The 15656-nt window shown below is 66.0% G+C and carries 10 protein-coding genes; all 10 read right to left on the bottom strand.

Features of this window, described 5'->3' with window-relative positions; genetic code table 11:
* Window positions 1-41: 41 nt before the first annotated feature.
* Window positions 42-2156: an elongation factor G gene (fusA, locus tag BGO47_RS06280; protein ID WP_292709638.1), complete on the bottom strand. Its 2115-nt coding sequence runs from the start codon at window positions 2154-2156 to the stop codon at window positions 42-44.
* An 83-nt stretch (window positions 2157-2239) separates the two neighbouring features.
* Window positions 2240-2710: a 30S ribosomal protein S7 gene (gene rpsG / locus BGO47_RS06275; RefSeq protein WP_292709636.1), complete on the bottom strand. Its 471-nt coding sequence runs from the start codon at window positions 2708-2710 to the stop codon at window positions 2240-2242.
* A 5-nt stretch (window positions 2711-2715) separates the two neighbouring features.
* Complete coding sequence (rpsL, locus tag BGO47_RS06270) at window positions 2716-3084, bottom strand: 30S ribosomal protein S12 (RefSeq protein WP_013584051.1); 369 nt, start codon at window positions 3082-3084, stop codon at window positions 2716-2718.
* A gap of 258 nt (window positions 3085-3342) precedes the next feature.
* Complete coding sequence (locus BGO47_RS06265) at window positions 3343-4764, bottom strand: DUF5684 domain-containing protein (protein WP_292709634.1); 1422 nt, start codon at window positions 4762-4764, stop codon at window positions 3343-3345.
* 57 nt (window positions 4765-4821) lie between these two features.
* Window positions 4822-5478, bottom strand: a complete 657-nt coding sequence (locus BGO47_RS06260) for a spermidine/putrescine ABC transporter substrate-binding protein (RefSeq protein ID WP_292709632.1) — start codon at window positions 5476-5478, stop codon at window positions 4822-4824.
* A 67-nt stretch (window positions 5479-5545) separates the two neighbouring features.
* Window positions 5546-6004 (bottom strand): hypothetical protein, encoded by a 459-nt coding sequence (locus BGO47_RS06255; protein WP_292709630.1) that lies wholly within the window; start codon window positions 6002-6004, stop codon window positions 5546-5548.
* A gap of 47 nt (window positions 6005-6051) precedes the next feature.
* Window positions 6052-6972 (bottom strand): ABC transporter, encoded by a 921-nt coding sequence (locus BGO47_RS06250; protein ID WP_292709628.1) that lies wholly within the window; start codon window positions 6970-6972, stop codon window positions 6052-6054.
* A 132-nt stretch (window positions 6973-7104) separates the two neighbouring features.
* Complete coding sequence (locus BGO47_RS06245) at window positions 7105-7722, bottom strand: hypothetical protein (RefSeq protein WP_292709626.1); 618 nt, start codon at window positions 7720-7722, stop codon at window positions 7105-7107.
* Window positions 7723-8061: 339 nt separating this feature from the next.
* Window positions 8062-11934, bottom strand: a complete 3873-nt coding sequence (gene rpoC, locus BGO47_RS06240; protein WP_292709624.1) for a DNA-directed RNA polymerase subunit beta' — start codon at window positions 11932-11934, stop codon at window positions 8062-8064.
* Between the two features lie 46 nt (window positions 11935-11980).
* Window positions 11981-15475, bottom strand: a complete 3495-nt coding sequence (gene rpoB, locus BGO47_RS06235; RefSeq protein ID WP_292709622.1) for a DNA-directed RNA polymerase subunit beta — start codon at window positions 15473-15475, stop codon at window positions 11981-11983.
* Window positions 15476-15656: the final 181 nt, after the last annotated feature.

Genomic DNA, 15656 nt, shown 5'->3' with positions numbered 1-15656 from the left:
CCCGAAGAACCGGATGCCGCGGGTGCGGCACCCGTGAGCGATCACTCGCCCTTGTTCTTCTGGACGATCTCGTCGGCGACGGCCCTGGGGACCTCCGCGTAGCTGTCGAACTCCATCGAGTAGACCGCACGGCCCGAGGTCTTCGAGCGCAGGTCGCCGATGTAGCCGAACATCTCGGACAGTGGAACGAGGGCCCGGACGACCTTGACGCCGGCGGCATCCTCCATCGACTGGATCTGGCCGCGACGCGAGTTCAGGTCACCGATGACGTCCCCCATGTACTCCTCGGGAGTACGCACCTCGACCGCCATGAGCGGCTCGAGGATGACGGGGTTCGCCTTGCGGACGGCCTCCTTGAAGCCCATCGAACCGGCGATCTTGAACGCCATTTCGGACGAGTCGACGTCGTGCGACGCGCCGTCCATGAGGATCGCCTTGATGCCGACCATGGGGTAGCCGGCCAGGACACCGACGTTCATCGCGTCCTGGAAGCCCTGGTTGGTCGGCTCGATGTACTCGCGCGGGATGCGGCCACCGGTGACCTTGTTCTCGAACTCGTAGATCTTCTCGGCCGTGACCTCGAGGGGCTCAAGCGCGAACTGGATCTTCGCGAACTGGCCGGATCCACCGGTCTGCTTCTTGTGCGTGTAGTCGTGGCGCTCGACGGCCTTGCGGATCGTCTCGCGGTACGCCACCTGGGGCTTGCCGACATTGGCCTCGACCTTGAACTCGCGCTTCATGCGGTCCACGAGGATGTCGAGGTGCAGCTCGCCCATGCCCTTGATGACGGTCTGGCCGGTCTCGGAGTTCTGCTCGACGCGGAACGTCGGGTCCTCTTCGGCAAGCTTCTGGATCGCAAGCCCCAGCTTCTCCTGGTCAGCCTTCGTCTTGGGCTCGATCGCGACCTCGATGACCGGCTCCGGGAAGGTCATCGACTCGAGGACGACCTGCTTGTCGGCATCCGAGAGGGTGTCACCCGTGGTGGTGTCCTTGAGGCCGATGACGGCGTAGATGTGCCCCGCGGTGACCGAGTCGACCGGGTTCTCTTTGTTGGCGTGCATCTGGAAGATCTTGCCGATGCGCTCCTTCTTGCCCTTGGTCGCGTTGACCACCTGCGCACCGGAGTCGAGGTGACCCGAGTACACGCGGATGTAGGTGAGGCGACCGAAGAAGGGGTGCGAGACGATCTTGAAGGCGAGCGCGGCGAACGGCTCGGCAGCGTCGGCGTGACGCTCGATGATCTTCTCTTCGTCCTTGGGGTCGTGAGCCTCGATCGAGGGAACGTCCAGCGGCGAGGGCAGGTAGTCCACAACAGCGTCAAGCATGGGCTGCACGCCGCGGTTCTTGAATGCCGAGCCGCACAGCACGGGGTAGATCTCCGAGGCGATCGTGAGCTTGCGGATGGCGCCCTTGATCTCGGCGACCGTGAGCTCTTCGCCACCGAAGTACTTCTCCAGCAGCGCCTCGTCGCTCTCAGCGACAGTTTCGAGGAGCTTCTCGCGGTACTCGGCGGCCTTGTCAGCGAGGTCGGCAGGGATCTCCTGGATCTCGTACTTGGCGCCCATGGTCACGTCACCCTTGGCGTCGCCGGGCCACACGAGGGCGCGGTTTTCAACCAGGTCGATGACGCCGACGAAGTCGTTTTCGACACCGATCGGCAGCTGGATGACGAGGGGCTTTGCCTTCAGACGGTTGATGATCGTGTCGACGGTGAAGTAGAAGTCAGCACCGAGCTTGTCCATCTTGTTGACGAAGCAGATGCGCGGCACGTCGTACTTGTCGGCCTGACGCCACACGGTCTCGGACTGGGGCTCCACGCCCTCCTTGCCATCGAAGACGGCAACGGCGCCATCGAGCACGCGCAACGAACGCTCCACCTCGACGGTGAAGTCCACGTGGCCGGGGGTGTCGATGATGTTGATCTGGTTCTTGTCCCAGAAGCACGTCACGGCCGCAGAGGTGATCGTGATGCCACGCTCCTGCTCCTGTTCCATCCAGTCGGTGGTCGCAGCGCCGTCGTGGGTTTCGCCGATCTTGTGGTTGACACCCGTGTAGAAGAGGATGCGCTCGGTCGTCGTCGTCTTGCCGGCGTCGATGTGAGCCATGATGCCGATGTTGCGGACCTTGTTCAGGTCGGTGAGCACTTCTTGTGCCACGGGGTGTCCTTACGTGTGGTGAGGGATGTCGCGGACTTCGCCGTTCCCGCAGGTTTGTGGCCTGCGGGAACGGCGAAGGGGTATTACCAGCGGTAGTGGGCGAATGCGCGGTTCGACTCGGCCATCTTGTGGGTGTCTTCGCGGCGCTTGACCGCGGCACCGAGGCCGTTCGAGGCATCCAGGATTTCGTTCTGCAGGCGCTCGGTCATGGTCTTCTCACGACGACCCTTCGCGTAGCTGACGAGCCAGCGCAGCGCGAGGGTGTTCGCACGGTGCGGCTTGACTTCGACGGGAACCTGGTAGGTGGAACCACCGACTCGGCGGCTCTTGACCTCAAGAGTCGGGCGCACGTTGTCGAGCGCCTTCTTGAGGGTGGCAACAGCGTCCTGACCGTTCTTGGACTCGACGCCCTCGAGGGCGCCGTACACGATGGACTCGGCGAGCGACTTCTTGCCGTCGACGAGGATCTTGTTGACCAGCTGGGTGACGATCGGAGCGCCGTACACCGGGTCGTTGACGACGGGACGCTTGGGGGCGGGACCCTTACGAGGCATTTGTCTCAGCCCTTCTTCGCGCCGTAGCGACTACGGGCCTGCTTGCGGTTCTTGACGGCCTGGGTGTCCAGGGCGCCACGGACGATCTTGTAGCGCACACCGGGAAGGTCCTTCACACGGCCGCCGCGCACCAGCACGAGCGAGTGCTCCTGCAGGTTGTGCCCCTCGCCGGGAATGTAGGCGGTGACCTCGGTGCCGTTGCGCAGCTTCACACGAGCGACCTTGCGCATCGCCGAGTTCGGCTTCTTGGGTGTGGTGGTGTAGACGCGGGTGCAGACCCCGGCCTGCTGCGGGTTCGACTTCAGCGCGGGAGCCTTGGTCTTGCTGACCTTCGGCGACCGCCCCTTTCGAACCAACTGCTGAATGGTTGGCACGTTCTCTCCTTGATTGTGCTGCACGGTGACAGCTCGTGGTTTCACCACAGATCCACCGGCGCGTCAGAAGTCTGCCGCGAGTCGTGTGGTGGATATGCCGTGGGGGTGGCCTGTTCGCAGGCCGTTCCCTGATGTGCGAACCCCGCTTGCCTTGCGACACACCGAGGCGCAGCACAAGTGGCGCGCAGGCGCACACCCGATCAATGATACGCGGGTTTTCGGAGGTCGGTCAAACGCGGACCGTTGCGGGCCCCTCTGTCAACGCGACGCGCGGACGAGCCGCAATTCGAGGTCGCCGAGCAGCAGTCTCTCGCCCGCCGGGGCTTCACCTCCGGGCGCGAGTTCGATCTCGCTTCCCGTGACCGAGACCACGACGACTCCGTTCGTTGAGCCGAGGTCGACGACATGCCACTGGTCGCCACGCAATTCCAGACGAGCATGTGTCTTGGAGACGGTGACGTCATCGAGCGCAACGAGCTGCGCGCCCGAGTGAGCAGGATCTGGTGAGGGGCGCCGCCCGAGGATGACGACCTGCGCGCGCAGCTCGAACTCGTCGCCCGCTGCCGTCACGAGCGACCACCGCGGACGATTGCGGTGGGCCAACAGCGTCGCGTCGAAGTCGCCCTCATCATCAGCGGATGCCGAGACTGCCGACCGCGCCATTCGTGGTGATCCCGCCACCGGGGAGCCGACGATCGCCGAGACCGCACCTGAGGTCTCGGGGAAGGGCTCCGCATCCGGGCCCGTGGCCCAGTGTTCGCCGTCCGCGACCGGGGGGAACAGGGGGGCGTCGTCATACGACGAGCGACCACTGACAGCAGAGACCGGCGCTGGTGCGCCGGGGACGGCGTCGGTCACGTCATCGATCGGCTCTGCCGATGGTGCAAGGCCCGTGGCGCCGGTCTCAACCGGTCGCGCAGCACGCGCCGGAGGCGCGAACGGCTCGGGGGCAGCGGGGGTTTCGGGGGGGCTTGCCGGCTCGTCGGGCTGGTCGGTTTCTCCCCACCCGGAGATCGACGGTGACGCAGGCGGTGCGATAGGCGCCATCGGTGCCGGGGGACTCTGTTCCGCCTCGGTGAATGCGGAGAGTATGTCCCACCCGTCCTCGGCGCGAGACCCGCTCGCGCGCGACCGCGAGCCGGTGTCCGCTCCGGGCGCAGGGGCCTCGAGCGGCGGTGGGGCGAACGGTGAGACGGCGGGCGGCGCCGGTGGTGGCGGTGGCTCCGACGGCGCTCTGCCAGCCGGATCGGAGGTCGTGAAGACCGCCGCATCGGGCACGGTGCCACGGCGGCGGCGGCCTTCTCGTCCGATCCAGCGGGCCGAGCCGAAGCCGATGACCGTCGCCCACACGGGGAACAGCAGAGCAGCCAGCACCGTCATTCCCCCGCCGTAGCCGAACGAGAGTCCAACGCGATGCGCCGCGACGATCACGAGGATCCAGACGGCAACACCGCCGAAGCCTGGGATCAGCAGGAGCAGGACCCACCATCCAGGGATTCCTCCCAGAACGAGCAGCGCGGCGAGGTTCACGAACGGGACCCACGCCTTCCAGCGCGGCTCGCCGGACTTCGCGAAGACCGCGCTGAGCGCAAGGGCGCACCAGACGTACAGGGCGATCACTGTCGCCGAGACAGGGATCAACAGAATCAGCGCCTGAGTCACCGCGGTTCCGTCGGTCATGGCATCCACCCTAGGGCGCGGCCCTGCGCGGCGACGCCCCTGGTTTGCGCGGAGCCATCACTCCCCGAGGGAATCACGCGGATCGAAGGGGGCGTCCAGCGACCGGGCGAGGTCATCGAGCATCGCCGTGATCTGCGGTTCGACATACTGGCTCACGCCCTGTTGGATGCGCAGGCGGTGGTGGAGCAGGATCGTGCAGACATCCCGCCCGATCATGTTGGCGTAGTCGTCGGCGAGGCCCACCTCTTGCCGCAGCGCCGCCTTCGCTTCGGGGCTCAGCGGCGGAAGCGCCGGGACATCGGCGTCTGCCTCATCGGCAAGACCCGAGATCGTGAACAGGAACGGAGCACCGGGGACCGGTTCGGGATCCAGCGGCAGGCCTTCGAACTCGGGCTCGAGGCCTTCAGCCGGGCGATAGCTGCGGGCGCGATTACGGGCCGCCTGCTGGTCGAGTTCTGCCTGCAGCATCGGAAGGTTCTGTGCCGTGTAGTCAGCAACCGCATGGTCGACGATCGTCTTGATGCGGGTCGACAGGCCGTGCTGTACCCCGTGCGGCACATCGGATCCGAGACCTGCGGCAGACAGGATGGGCGACCCGAAGCACCGCCGACACGGGGCAACCCGGCCGCGGTGCGTCGCGGGTTCCCAGCGCGGAAGCCAGCGCAGCCAGGCATCGACGGCCTGGCTCACTTCCGTTTCGAGCGAGCGCTCCACCCCTCTACGGTAGCGCCGGAGCCCTCGTGCACTGCGGCTCCGTCAGAGGACGCGCGTGTCGAGGCGCTCACTCATCGTCATCCCGCTCCCATGGCCACCGCGCGTTCTCGCCGGCACCACGCGCGATCGCCAGAGCCATCGCCGCTCCCAGGATCGCCGCGGCGATGACGACGAGCCCCCGCCACGTGGCTGCAGCGCGTCCGACGGCCGACAGCGCAAGGACGCCATCCGCCGTTGCGAACACGGATGCCACGCCCAGCCCCGCAAGGTAGCCGAGGAAGGCGGCAAGGCCGCTCCACAGCAGCGTTCCCCAGACGCCGGGTGCCGGCATCCGCACCCAGATCGTCAGCGCCATCGACGCGAGCGAGGCCCCGACCGCGATGACGCCCGGCACCTGCCCGAGACTCGGCGTGACGATCACGTCCTCGTCCAGGAGCAGGCTGACGAATCCGAACGCCGCGATCAGCACCGTAGCGAACAGCACGACTCCCGCCGCCGTCGCCGCTGCCCTGCGCGAGCGGCTCATGACACAGTGAAGCTCCGGGCCGCGGCCATGGAGGGTGCCCCTGCGTCTCAGTACTGGTGCAGCTGCGGACCAGCCTCGAGAGTGCGCTCATACTCGCGGCGCGCCTCGACGTTGAGTTCGGTCATGCGCTTGCCCCGGGCGGCCACCCAGGAGCCGAACCAGATCGTGAGCTCGCGACCGATGATGAACGCAGCGATGGCAAGCGGAGCCAGCAGCTGCCCTTCGACAAGCTCTGCGCCCTCCTTCGCCGTCAGGCTCCAGAACGGCGCCTGGAAGAGCTGCCCCAGGAGGTGCCCACCATAGGCCGCAACCCCGACGATCAGGCCGAAGATCACCCACGCCGCCCACCGGCCGCGGTTGATGATCGCACCGAGCAGCCAGAACGCGATGAAGAACACGACGACGGGGACCCACAGCGCCCAGGTCGACAGCGCAGCCAGCAGCGCCGTGCCGATGCTGCTGGCGGTGACGGAGCCGTCGATGAGGCCGAGACCGACCCCGACCGCAAGGTACAGAACGCCGAACGAGAGGGCCGCAAGCAGGCCGATTGCGCCCGCGGCTGCGCGGTTGCCTCGAGGACGCGGAGCTTCGGGGGCCTGAACAAAGATCGGCTGTGGGCCGAAGGCGCCCCCGGTCGGCTCGCTCGCCGTCACCACGGGGGCGATAACAGTGGCCTCGTACGCCTCAGTGGGCACTGCTGCCTCGGTGGGCGCGGATTCGACCGTGACAGGCTCTGCGGCGGGTTCGACACGCGCCGGTTCGGCCGCGGGCTCGACGACCACAGGTTCAACGACAACGGGCTCGGCTACGGGAGCGACCGTCTCTGGCGTCGGCGATCCGGCGGCTTCGGCATCAGCAAGACTCTCGCGCGCACTGCCGACGACGTCGTCGACGGGTGGCTCCTCGGCGACGGGCTCGCCGACCGGTTCCTCCACGGGCGCGCCGGGCGTGGGCTTGTCGTCACTCATGCGAAACTCCTCCCGAGGTAGATCCTCGGCTCGCAGACTACCCCGACCCGGGTTCAGATCCGCGGAACGAGGCCGTGCGGACGCCGATATGGATTCTCGGTGACGCCCCCGAGGCACCCGGGCTCGCGGGCATCACTGCCAGAGGTGGATGGCGATGCGTTGGTCGTAGTCGTCCGGGTACCACGCACTCGACACCGTCGCGACCCACAGCGCTCCCCGCACCGACTGGTGTTCGTTGCCGGCATCCGTCGTCGAGGAGCACTCCAGTGTGCCGTCGGCCGTCGCGCAGGAGAACCCCTGCCCACGCAGGGAAGCCTCCGCGATCCCGGCGGCATCCGCTGACACTGTCGCGAACGTTGTGACCACCGCCTGCCCGGAACTGTCGGTCCAGGTGCAGGTACGCGTTGCCGTCGGCGCCAGCGCCGAGACGAGGTCGGTCATCGCTGTCGTGGGTCCAGCCGTGGACTGGCTCAGAATCGCATCCGCCGTCCAGGTGAGTTCGTTCCAGAGGTCGGTCGGGTACAGCTCGCGGCAGTCAGCTTCGGCGACGTCCAGTCCGTCTGCGACGACGGCGTGCAGTGTCGGGGTTGCGGCGAGCATCGTCGCTGCGTTTCCCGCGGTTCCTCCCGCCCACGCCATGACCAGCGGCATAGCGGGCACGGCGAACCACACGAGCGCCCCGACAATCGCCAGAGACAGCACGATTGCAGGGATGGCGATGCGGTTGTCGCGACCGGGAACGCGAGCCATGGTGACCTCCGCCAGCAACCGTACGACGCCGATGCCCGGGAAGTCGGCCAGGACGCCCGCGAGGCCCCGAAAAGTTGTCGCGATGTGTCGGCATCCGCGCGCGAAGCGACGATACGCGTCAGTTTTCCGAGCCTAAGCAGGAGCACAGGCGCAGCGGGGCATCCGGACTGCGGGGCTGGCACCGGGTCTGGCGGGACCCGGCGCAGCCGGCGAGGGCATGTCCCCGCGCAGGGCACGCCGCGGAGCCGGACGCGAGGGACAACTCGGCCTAGAAAAGGACAGGAACGACGCAGGGCCCCGGGAAATCCCGAGGCCCTGCGTACCGTGAGGACGTGTGGGTCAGTTGTAGTTGCCCGTGAAGTCGTCGGTCGAGAAGCTGTCGAAGTCGACGAAGCTCAGGTCAGCGTCGCTGTAGGCGCCGTCCGAGGCGAAGATGCGGTTGGGGTACCGCTCGCTCTTGGCCTCCTCCGTCGCCTCGACCGCGACGTTGCGATACTTCGCAAGTCCGGTTCCGGCGGGGATGAGCTTTCCGATGATGACGTTCTCCTTGAGGCCGACCAGCGGGTCGCTCTTGCCCTCCATCGCAGCCTGCGTGAGCACGCGGGTCGTCTCCTGGAAGGAGGCGGCCGACAGCCACGACTCGGTAGCCAGCGACGCCTTGGTGATGCCCATCAGCTCGGGGCGACCGGATGCCGGGCGCTTGCCCTCAGCGACCGTCTGGCGGTTGATGTCCTGGTAGCGACGGAAGTCGACCAGCTCACCGGGCAGCAGGTTCGTGTCGCCGTGGTCGACGACCGTGACCTTGCGCAGCATCTGACGGACGATGACCTCGATGTGCTTGTCGTGGATCGGAACACCCTGCGAGCGGTACACACCCTGGACGCCGTTCACGAGATACTTCTGCACCTCGCGAGCGCCCTGGACGCGCATAACCTCCTTGGGGTCGAGCGTGCCGACCTGCAGGGGCTGACCGACAGTGACGTGCTGACCGTCTTCCACAAGCAGCGTGGCGCGCTTGAGGACGGGGTACACGACAGCCTCGTCGCCGTTGTCGGGCGTGAGGATGATCTTCTTGGACTTGTCGGTCTCGTCGATCGTGATGCGGCCATCGAACTCGGCGATCGGCGACGCACCCTTGGGGGTACGGGCCTCGAAGAGCTCCTGCACACGGGGCAGACCCTGCGTGATGTCTTCCGCCGAGGCCGAACCACCGGTGTGGAAGGTACGCATCGTCAGCTGGGTTCCGGGCTCACCGATCGACTGGGCGGCGATGATACCGACTGCCTCACCGATGTCGACGATCTTGCCGGTGGCGAGCGAGCGGCCATAGCAGGTCGCGCAGACGCCGACAGCCGAGTCACAGGTCAGGACCGAGCGCACCTTGATCGAGGTGACACCGGCAGCAACCAGCTTGTCGATGAGCACGTCGCCCACGTCGTCGCCGGCCTCAGCCACGACATCGCCGTTCTCGCCGATGACGTCCGCGGCGAGAGTCCGCGCGAACACCGAGTTCTCGACGTTCGGGTCGCGGACGAGCTTGCCGTCGGCGCCGGGGGCAGCGATCGTGAACTCGAGGCCCTTCGATGTGCCACAGTCCTCTTCACGGATGATGACGTCCTGCGAGACATCCACGAGGCGTCGCGTGAGGTAACCCGAGTCTGCGGTACGGAGGGCCGTGTCGGCCAGACCCTTACGGGCACCGTGCGTCGCGATGAAGTACTCCGCCACCGACAGACCCTCGCGGTACGAGGAGATGATCGGACGGGGGATGATCTCACCCTTCGGGTTGTTCACGAGGCCCCGCATACCGGCGATGTTCCGGATCTGCAGCCAGTTACCACGAGCACCCGAGGAAACCATCCGGTTGATGGTGTTGTCTTCGGGGAAGTGGGCGCGCATCGCCTTCTGGACCTCGTCGGTGGCTTCGGTCCAGATCTTGATGAGCTCCTGACGACGCTCCGCGTCGGTGGTGAGACCCTTCTCGAACTGCGCCTGGACCTTCGCGGCCTGCTTCTCGTAGCCCGCGACGATTTCGGCCTTGTTCGGCGGCGTGAGGATGTCGCTGAGGGCGACCGTCACACCCGAGCGCGTGGCCCAGTAGAAACCGGCATCCTTGATGCGGTCCAGCGTCGCAGCAACCTCGACCTTGGGGTATTCCTCGGCGAGCTTGTTGACGATCTGGCTGAGCTTGCCCTTGTCGGCCTGCTCACGCACGAACGGGTATCCCTTGGGGAGGGCGTCGTTGAAGATCGCCTGGCCGAGCGAAGCGTCAAGCAGCCCGTGGCTGGCGTACCCCTCAGGAGCATCGCCCTCGAGGAACGTCAGACCGGGAACACGGATGCGGACCTTGGCCTGCAGGTCGAGGGTGCCCTCGTCCTTGGCGAGGATCGCCTCCGAGACCGAGCCGAACACGCGGCCCTCACCGATCGCACCCTCCTTGACCGTGGTCAAGTGGTGGAGACCGATGATCATGTCCTGCGAAGGCAGGGTCACGGGACGGCCGTCCGAGGGCTTGAGGATGTTGTTCGACGCGAGCATCAGGATGCGAGCCTCGGCCTGAGCCTCGACCGACAGCGGCAGGTGAACAGCCATCTGGTCACCGTCGAAGTCAGCGTTGAAGGCTGCACACACGAGCGGGTGGAGCTGGATGGCCTTGCCCTCGACGAGCTGCGGCTCGAAGGCCTGGATGCCCAGGCGGTGCAGGGTGGGTGCACGGTTCAGCAGCACCGGACGCTCGCGGATGATCTCTTCGAGCACGTCCCAGACCTCGGGACGCGTGCGCTCGACGGCACGCTTTGCTGCCTTGATGTTCTGCGAGTGACCGAGGTCGATGAGGCGCTTGATCACGAACGGCTTGAACAGCTCGAGAGCCATCTGCTTGGGAAGACCACACTGGTGCAGCTGCAGGCGGGGACCGACGACGATGACCGAACGGCCCGAGTAGTCCACGCGCTTACCGAGCAGGTTCTGACGGAACCGACCCTGCTTACCCTTCAGCATGTCGCTGAGGGACTTCAGGGCACGGTTGCCGGTGCCGGTGACGGGGCGACCGCGGCGGCCGTTGTCGAACAGCGCGTCGACGGCCTCCTGCAGCATCCGCTTCTCGTTGTTGACGATGATCTCGGGGGCACCGAGGTCGATCAGTCGGCGAAGACGGTTGTTGCGGTTGATCACGCGACGGTACAGGTCGTTGAGGTCGGAGGTCGCGAAGCGGCCGCCGTCCAGCTGAACCATGGGGCGAAGCTCCGGCGGAATGACCGGGACGACGTCGAGCACCATGGATGCCGGGCTCATGCCGGTCTGCAGGAACGAGTTGACGACCTTCAGGCGCTTGATCGCACGGATCTTGCGCTGGCCCTTGCCCTCGGCGATCTGCAGGTGCAGGCTCTCAGCCTCGGCTGCCAGGTCGAAGGCGGCAAGACGCCGCTGGATCGACTCGGCACCCATGTGGGCCTCGAAGTACTGACCGAACCGGTCCTGCAGCTCCTGGAAGATCTCGTCTTCGGCCTTGAGCGAGCCGACCTCGAGGGTGCGGAACTCTTCCCACACCCGCTCGAGCTTGGCGATCTGGTCGTCGGCCTGCTTGCGGGCCTGCGACATGTCCTTCTCGGCGGCGTCCTTGACCTTCTTCTTCTGGTCGGACTTCGCACCCTCGGCCTCGAGCGCGGCGAGCTCCTCCTCCAGCTTTTGGAGGCGAGCGGCGATCCGCGCGTCGCGACGGTCGGCGAGCGTCTTCAGCTCGAGGCGGATGTTGTTCTCCTGCGTCGCGAGGTCGCGGTGACGAGCATCCTCGTCGACCGAGATCACCATGTACGCGGCGAAGTAGATGACCTTCTCGAGGTCCTTCGGTGCCATGTCGAGCAGGTAGCCCAGGCGCGAGGGAACACCCTTGAAGTACCAGATGTGCGTGACGGGTGCGGCGAGCTCAATGTGCCCCATGCGCTCGCGCCGCACGGAGGACTTGGTGACCTCCACGCCGCAGCGCTCACACACGATGCCCTTGAAGCGCACGCGCTTGTACTTGCCACACGCACACTCCCAGTCGCGCGAGGGGCCGAAGATCTGCTCACCGAACAGACCGTCCTTCTCGGGCTTCAGGGTGCGGTAGTTGATGGTTTCGGGCTTCTTGACCTCACCGAAAGACCAACGACGGATGTCGTCAGCGGTGGCCAGGCCGATGCGAAGCTGATCGAAAGTTGTTGATTCGAGCACGAGTTCTCAGTTCTCCTGTATCGGAATTCTGTGTTGCCTGGCCGGGTCAGATCTCGTCGATCGACGAGGACTCGAAGCGGCTGGAGATGTTGATGCCGAGCTCCTCGGCAGCGCGGAAAGCGTCGTCGTCGGTGTCGCGGAGGTTGACCGCCGTGCCGTCGGCCGAGAGGACCTCGACGTTCAGGCAGAGCGACTGCATTTCCTTCATGAGGACCTTGAACGACTCGGGGATGCCGGGCTCCTGGATGTTCTCGCCCTTGACGATCGCCTCGTACACCTTGACGCGGCCGAGGATGTCGTCGGACTTGATCGTGAGGAGCTCCTGGAGGGCGTACGCGGCGCCATAGGCCTCGAGAGCCCACACCTCCATCTCACCGAAGCGCTGGCCACCGAACTGCGCCTTACCACCCAGCGGCTGCTGCGTGATCATCGAGTACGGACCGGTGGAGCGTGCGTGGATCTTGTCGTCGACGAGGTGGTGCAGCTTCAGGATGTACATGTAGCCGACCGAGATCGGAGCCGGGAACGGCTCACCCGAACGCCCATCGAACAGCTGCGTCTTGCCTGTGGAATCGATCAGGCGGACGCCATCACGGTTGGGCAGCGTCGAGTCGAGCAGGCCTGCCAGCTCGGACTCGTACGCACCGTCGAACACGGGGGTCGCGACCTTCGTGCCGGGAGCTGCCTCTCGAGCGATCTCGGGCAGACGAGCTGCCCACTCGGGGTTGCCCTCGACCTTCCAGCCCTGCTTGGCGATCCATCCGAGGTGAAGCTCCAGCACCTGACCGAAGTTCATGCGGCCGGGGATACCGAGCGGGTTCAGGATGATGTCGACCGGCGTGCCGTCTGCGAGGAAGGGCATGTCTTCGACGGGGAGGATCTTCGCGATGACACCCTTGTTGCCGTGACGGCCGGCGAGCTTGTCACCCTCGGTGATCTTGCGCTTCTGGGCGATGTAGACCACGACGCGGCGGTTCACGCCCGAGCCGAGCTCGTCGTCACCGTCTTCGGCGTTGAACTCCTTGACGGCGATGATCGTGCCCTGCTCACCGTGGGGAACCTTCAGCGACGTGTCGCGAACCTCACGGCTCTTCTCGTTGAAGATCGCGCGAAGCAGGCGCTCCTCGGCCGACAGCTCGGTCTCGCCCTTGGGGGTGACCTTGCCCACGAGGATGTCGCCGGGGCGAACCTCGGCACCGATGCGGATGATGCCGCGCTCGTCGAGGTCCTTCAGCAGGTCAGGGCTGACGTTGGGGAGATCACGGGTGATCTCCTCCTTGCCGAGCTTGGTGTCGCGGGCGTCGACCTCGTACTCCTCGATGTGAATCGACGAGAGGGTGTCATCCTTCACCAGGTCCTGGCTCAGGATGATGGCGTCCTCGAAGTTGTGACCTTCCCACGTCATGAACGCGACGAGGAGGTTCTTTCCGAGGGCCAGCTCACCGTTCTCGGTGGCAGGACCGTCAGCGATGACCTCGCCGGCCTCGATCCGCTCACCTGCCGAGACGATGACGCGCTGGTTGTAGGACGTGCCCTGGTTGGAGCGGTCGAACTTGCGCAGGAAGTACTCGTCGATCCCACCCTCGTCGGTCTGCACGGCCACGACATCGGCCGAGACCTCGATGACGACACCGGAGCGCTTGGCGGTGACCACGTCACCGGCATCGATCGCGGCGAAGCCCTCCATACCGGTTCCGACGACGGGCGAGTCGCTGCGAAGCAGCGGCACGGCCTGACGCTGCATGTTCGCACCCATGAGGGCGCGGTTGGCGTCGTCGTGCTCGAGGAACGGGATGAGCGAGGTCGCCACCGACACCATCTGGCGCGGCGAGACATCCATGTAGCCGATGTCCTCAGCCGGGAACAGGTCGACCTCGCCACCCTTCTTGCGGGCCAGGACACGGGTCTCCTGGAAGTGCCCGTCGGCCTTCAGCGGCGCGTTGGCCTGGGCGACGATGAAGTCGTCCTCCTCGGCGGCGGTGAGGTAGTCGATCTGGTCGGTCACGCGACCGGCGACGACCTTGCGGTACGGGGTCTCGATGAATCCGAACGCGTTGATCCGCGCGAACGAGGCGAGCGAGCCGATCAGACCGATGTTCGGGCCTTCCGGCGTCTCGATCGGGCACATGCGGCCGTAGTGCGACGGGTGGACGTCACGGACCTCGACGCCGGCGCGCTCACGGGAGAGACCGCCGGGGCCCAGCGCCGAGAGGCGACGCTTGTGGGTCAGACCGGCGAGCGGGTTGTTCTGGTCCATGAACTGCGACAGCTGCGACGTTCCGAAGAACTCCTTGATCGCCGCCACGACGGGGCGCACGTTGATCAGGGTCTGCGGGGTGATCGCCTCGATGTCCTGCGTCGTCATGCGCTCTCGAACGACGCGCTCCATGCGCGACAGACCCGTGCGGACCTGGTTCTGGATGAGCTCGCCGACGGCGCGGATGCGACGGTTGCCGAAGTTGTCGATGTCGTCGACATCCAGGCGGATGGTGGCGGGCTTGCCCGAACGCACGCCCTCGAAGCTCTCGTCACCGCGGTGCAGGCGGACGAGGTACTTGATCGTCGCGACGATGTCGTCGACGGTGAGCACCGAGTCGCTCAGCGGACCCGAGAGACCGAGCTTCTGGTTGATCTTGTAGCGACCGACCTTGGCGAGGTCGTAGCGCTTCGCGTTGAAGTAGAAGTTGTCCAGCAGCGCGCGGGCAGCCTCGGCGGCAACCTGCTCGCCCGGACGGAGCTTGCGGTAGATGTCGCGGAGGGCGTCTTCCTTGGTGAGGATCGTGTCCTTCGACAGGGTCTCTTCGATCGAGTCGAAGCCTGCGAACTCCTCGAGGATCTGCTCGCTGGTAAGCCCCAGCGCCTTGAGGAACACGGTGACCGACTGCTTGCGCTTGCGGTCGATGCGAACGCCGACCTGGTCGCGCTTGTCGATCTCGAACTCGAGCCAGGCACCGCGGCTCGGGATGATGCGCGCCGAGACGATGTCCTTGTCGGAGGTCTTGTCGGGAGTCTTGTCGAAGTAGACACCGGGCGAACGCACGAGCTGGGAGACGACGACACGCTCGGTGCCGTTGATGATGAACGTTCCCTTGTCGGTCTGCAGCGGGAAGTCGCCCATGAAGACCGTCTGGGTCTTGATCTCACCGGTCTGGTGGTTCATGAACTCGGCCTCGACGTACAGCGGGGCGGCGTAGGTCTTGCCGCGCTCCTTGCACTCTTCGATCGAGTACTTCTCGGGCTCGAGATAGGGGTTGGTGAACGAGAGCTGCATCGTCTCGCTGAGGTCCTCGATCGGCGAGATCTCCTCGAAGATCTCCTCGAGGCCGCTCTTGACCGAGACGTCGTTGCGGCCGGCTGCCTCAGCCTCGGCGAGGCGGGCCTTCCATGCTTCGTTTCCGACGAGCCAATCGAAAGACTCGGTCTGCAACGCCAGCAGGTCAGGGACCGTCAGCGTGTCGGAGATCTTGGCGAACGAGAGGCGGGAAGCTCCGCGGCCGTTCTTGGGGGATGTGGTGGTGGTTGCGTTGCGCGCAGCAGCCAAGGGGATTACCTCCGTGGGCCCGGGCGGGGCACTATCCTTGTCGTCAGGTGAAGCGTTCGGTCCTCCCCGAAAACCCACGCGTCTCGCACCGCGGAAGCGGGGACACGCAGGCAACAGCCGACCACCATATGAGGGCAGGGGGAATCCAAGAGCGCAACCACCAACTATACGCGTTCCGGCA

The organism is Microbacterium sp. 67-17 (assembly GCF_001898325.1).
GTDB lineage: Bacteria > Actinomycetota > Actinomycetes > Actinomycetales > Microbacteriaceae > Microbacterium > Microbacterium schleiferi.
This window is presented reverse-complemented; position numbering and strand designations above follow the sequence as displayed.

Coding starts and splice junctions, on each gene's coding strand:
- BGO47_RS06265 (WP_292709634.1), bottom strand. CDS start 4,764: ATGACCGACGGAACCGCGGTGACTCAGGCGCTGATTCTGTTGATCCCT.
- BGO47_RS06250 (WP_292709628.1), bottom strand. CDS start 6,972: ATGAGTGACGACAAGCCCACGCCCGGCGCGCCCGTGGAGGAACCGGTC.
- BGO47_RS06255 (WP_292709630.1), bottom strand. CDS start 6,004: ATGAGCCGCTCGCGCAGGGCAGCGGCGACGGCGGCGGGAGTCGTGCTG.
- rpsG (WP_292709636.1), bottom strand. CDS start 2,710: ATGCCTCGTAAGGGTCCCGCCCCCAAGCGTCCCGTCGTCAACGACCCG.
- BGO47_RS06245 (WP_292709626.1), bottom strand. CDS start 7,722: ATGGCTCGCGTTCCCGGTCGCGACAACCGCATCGCCATCCCTGCAATC.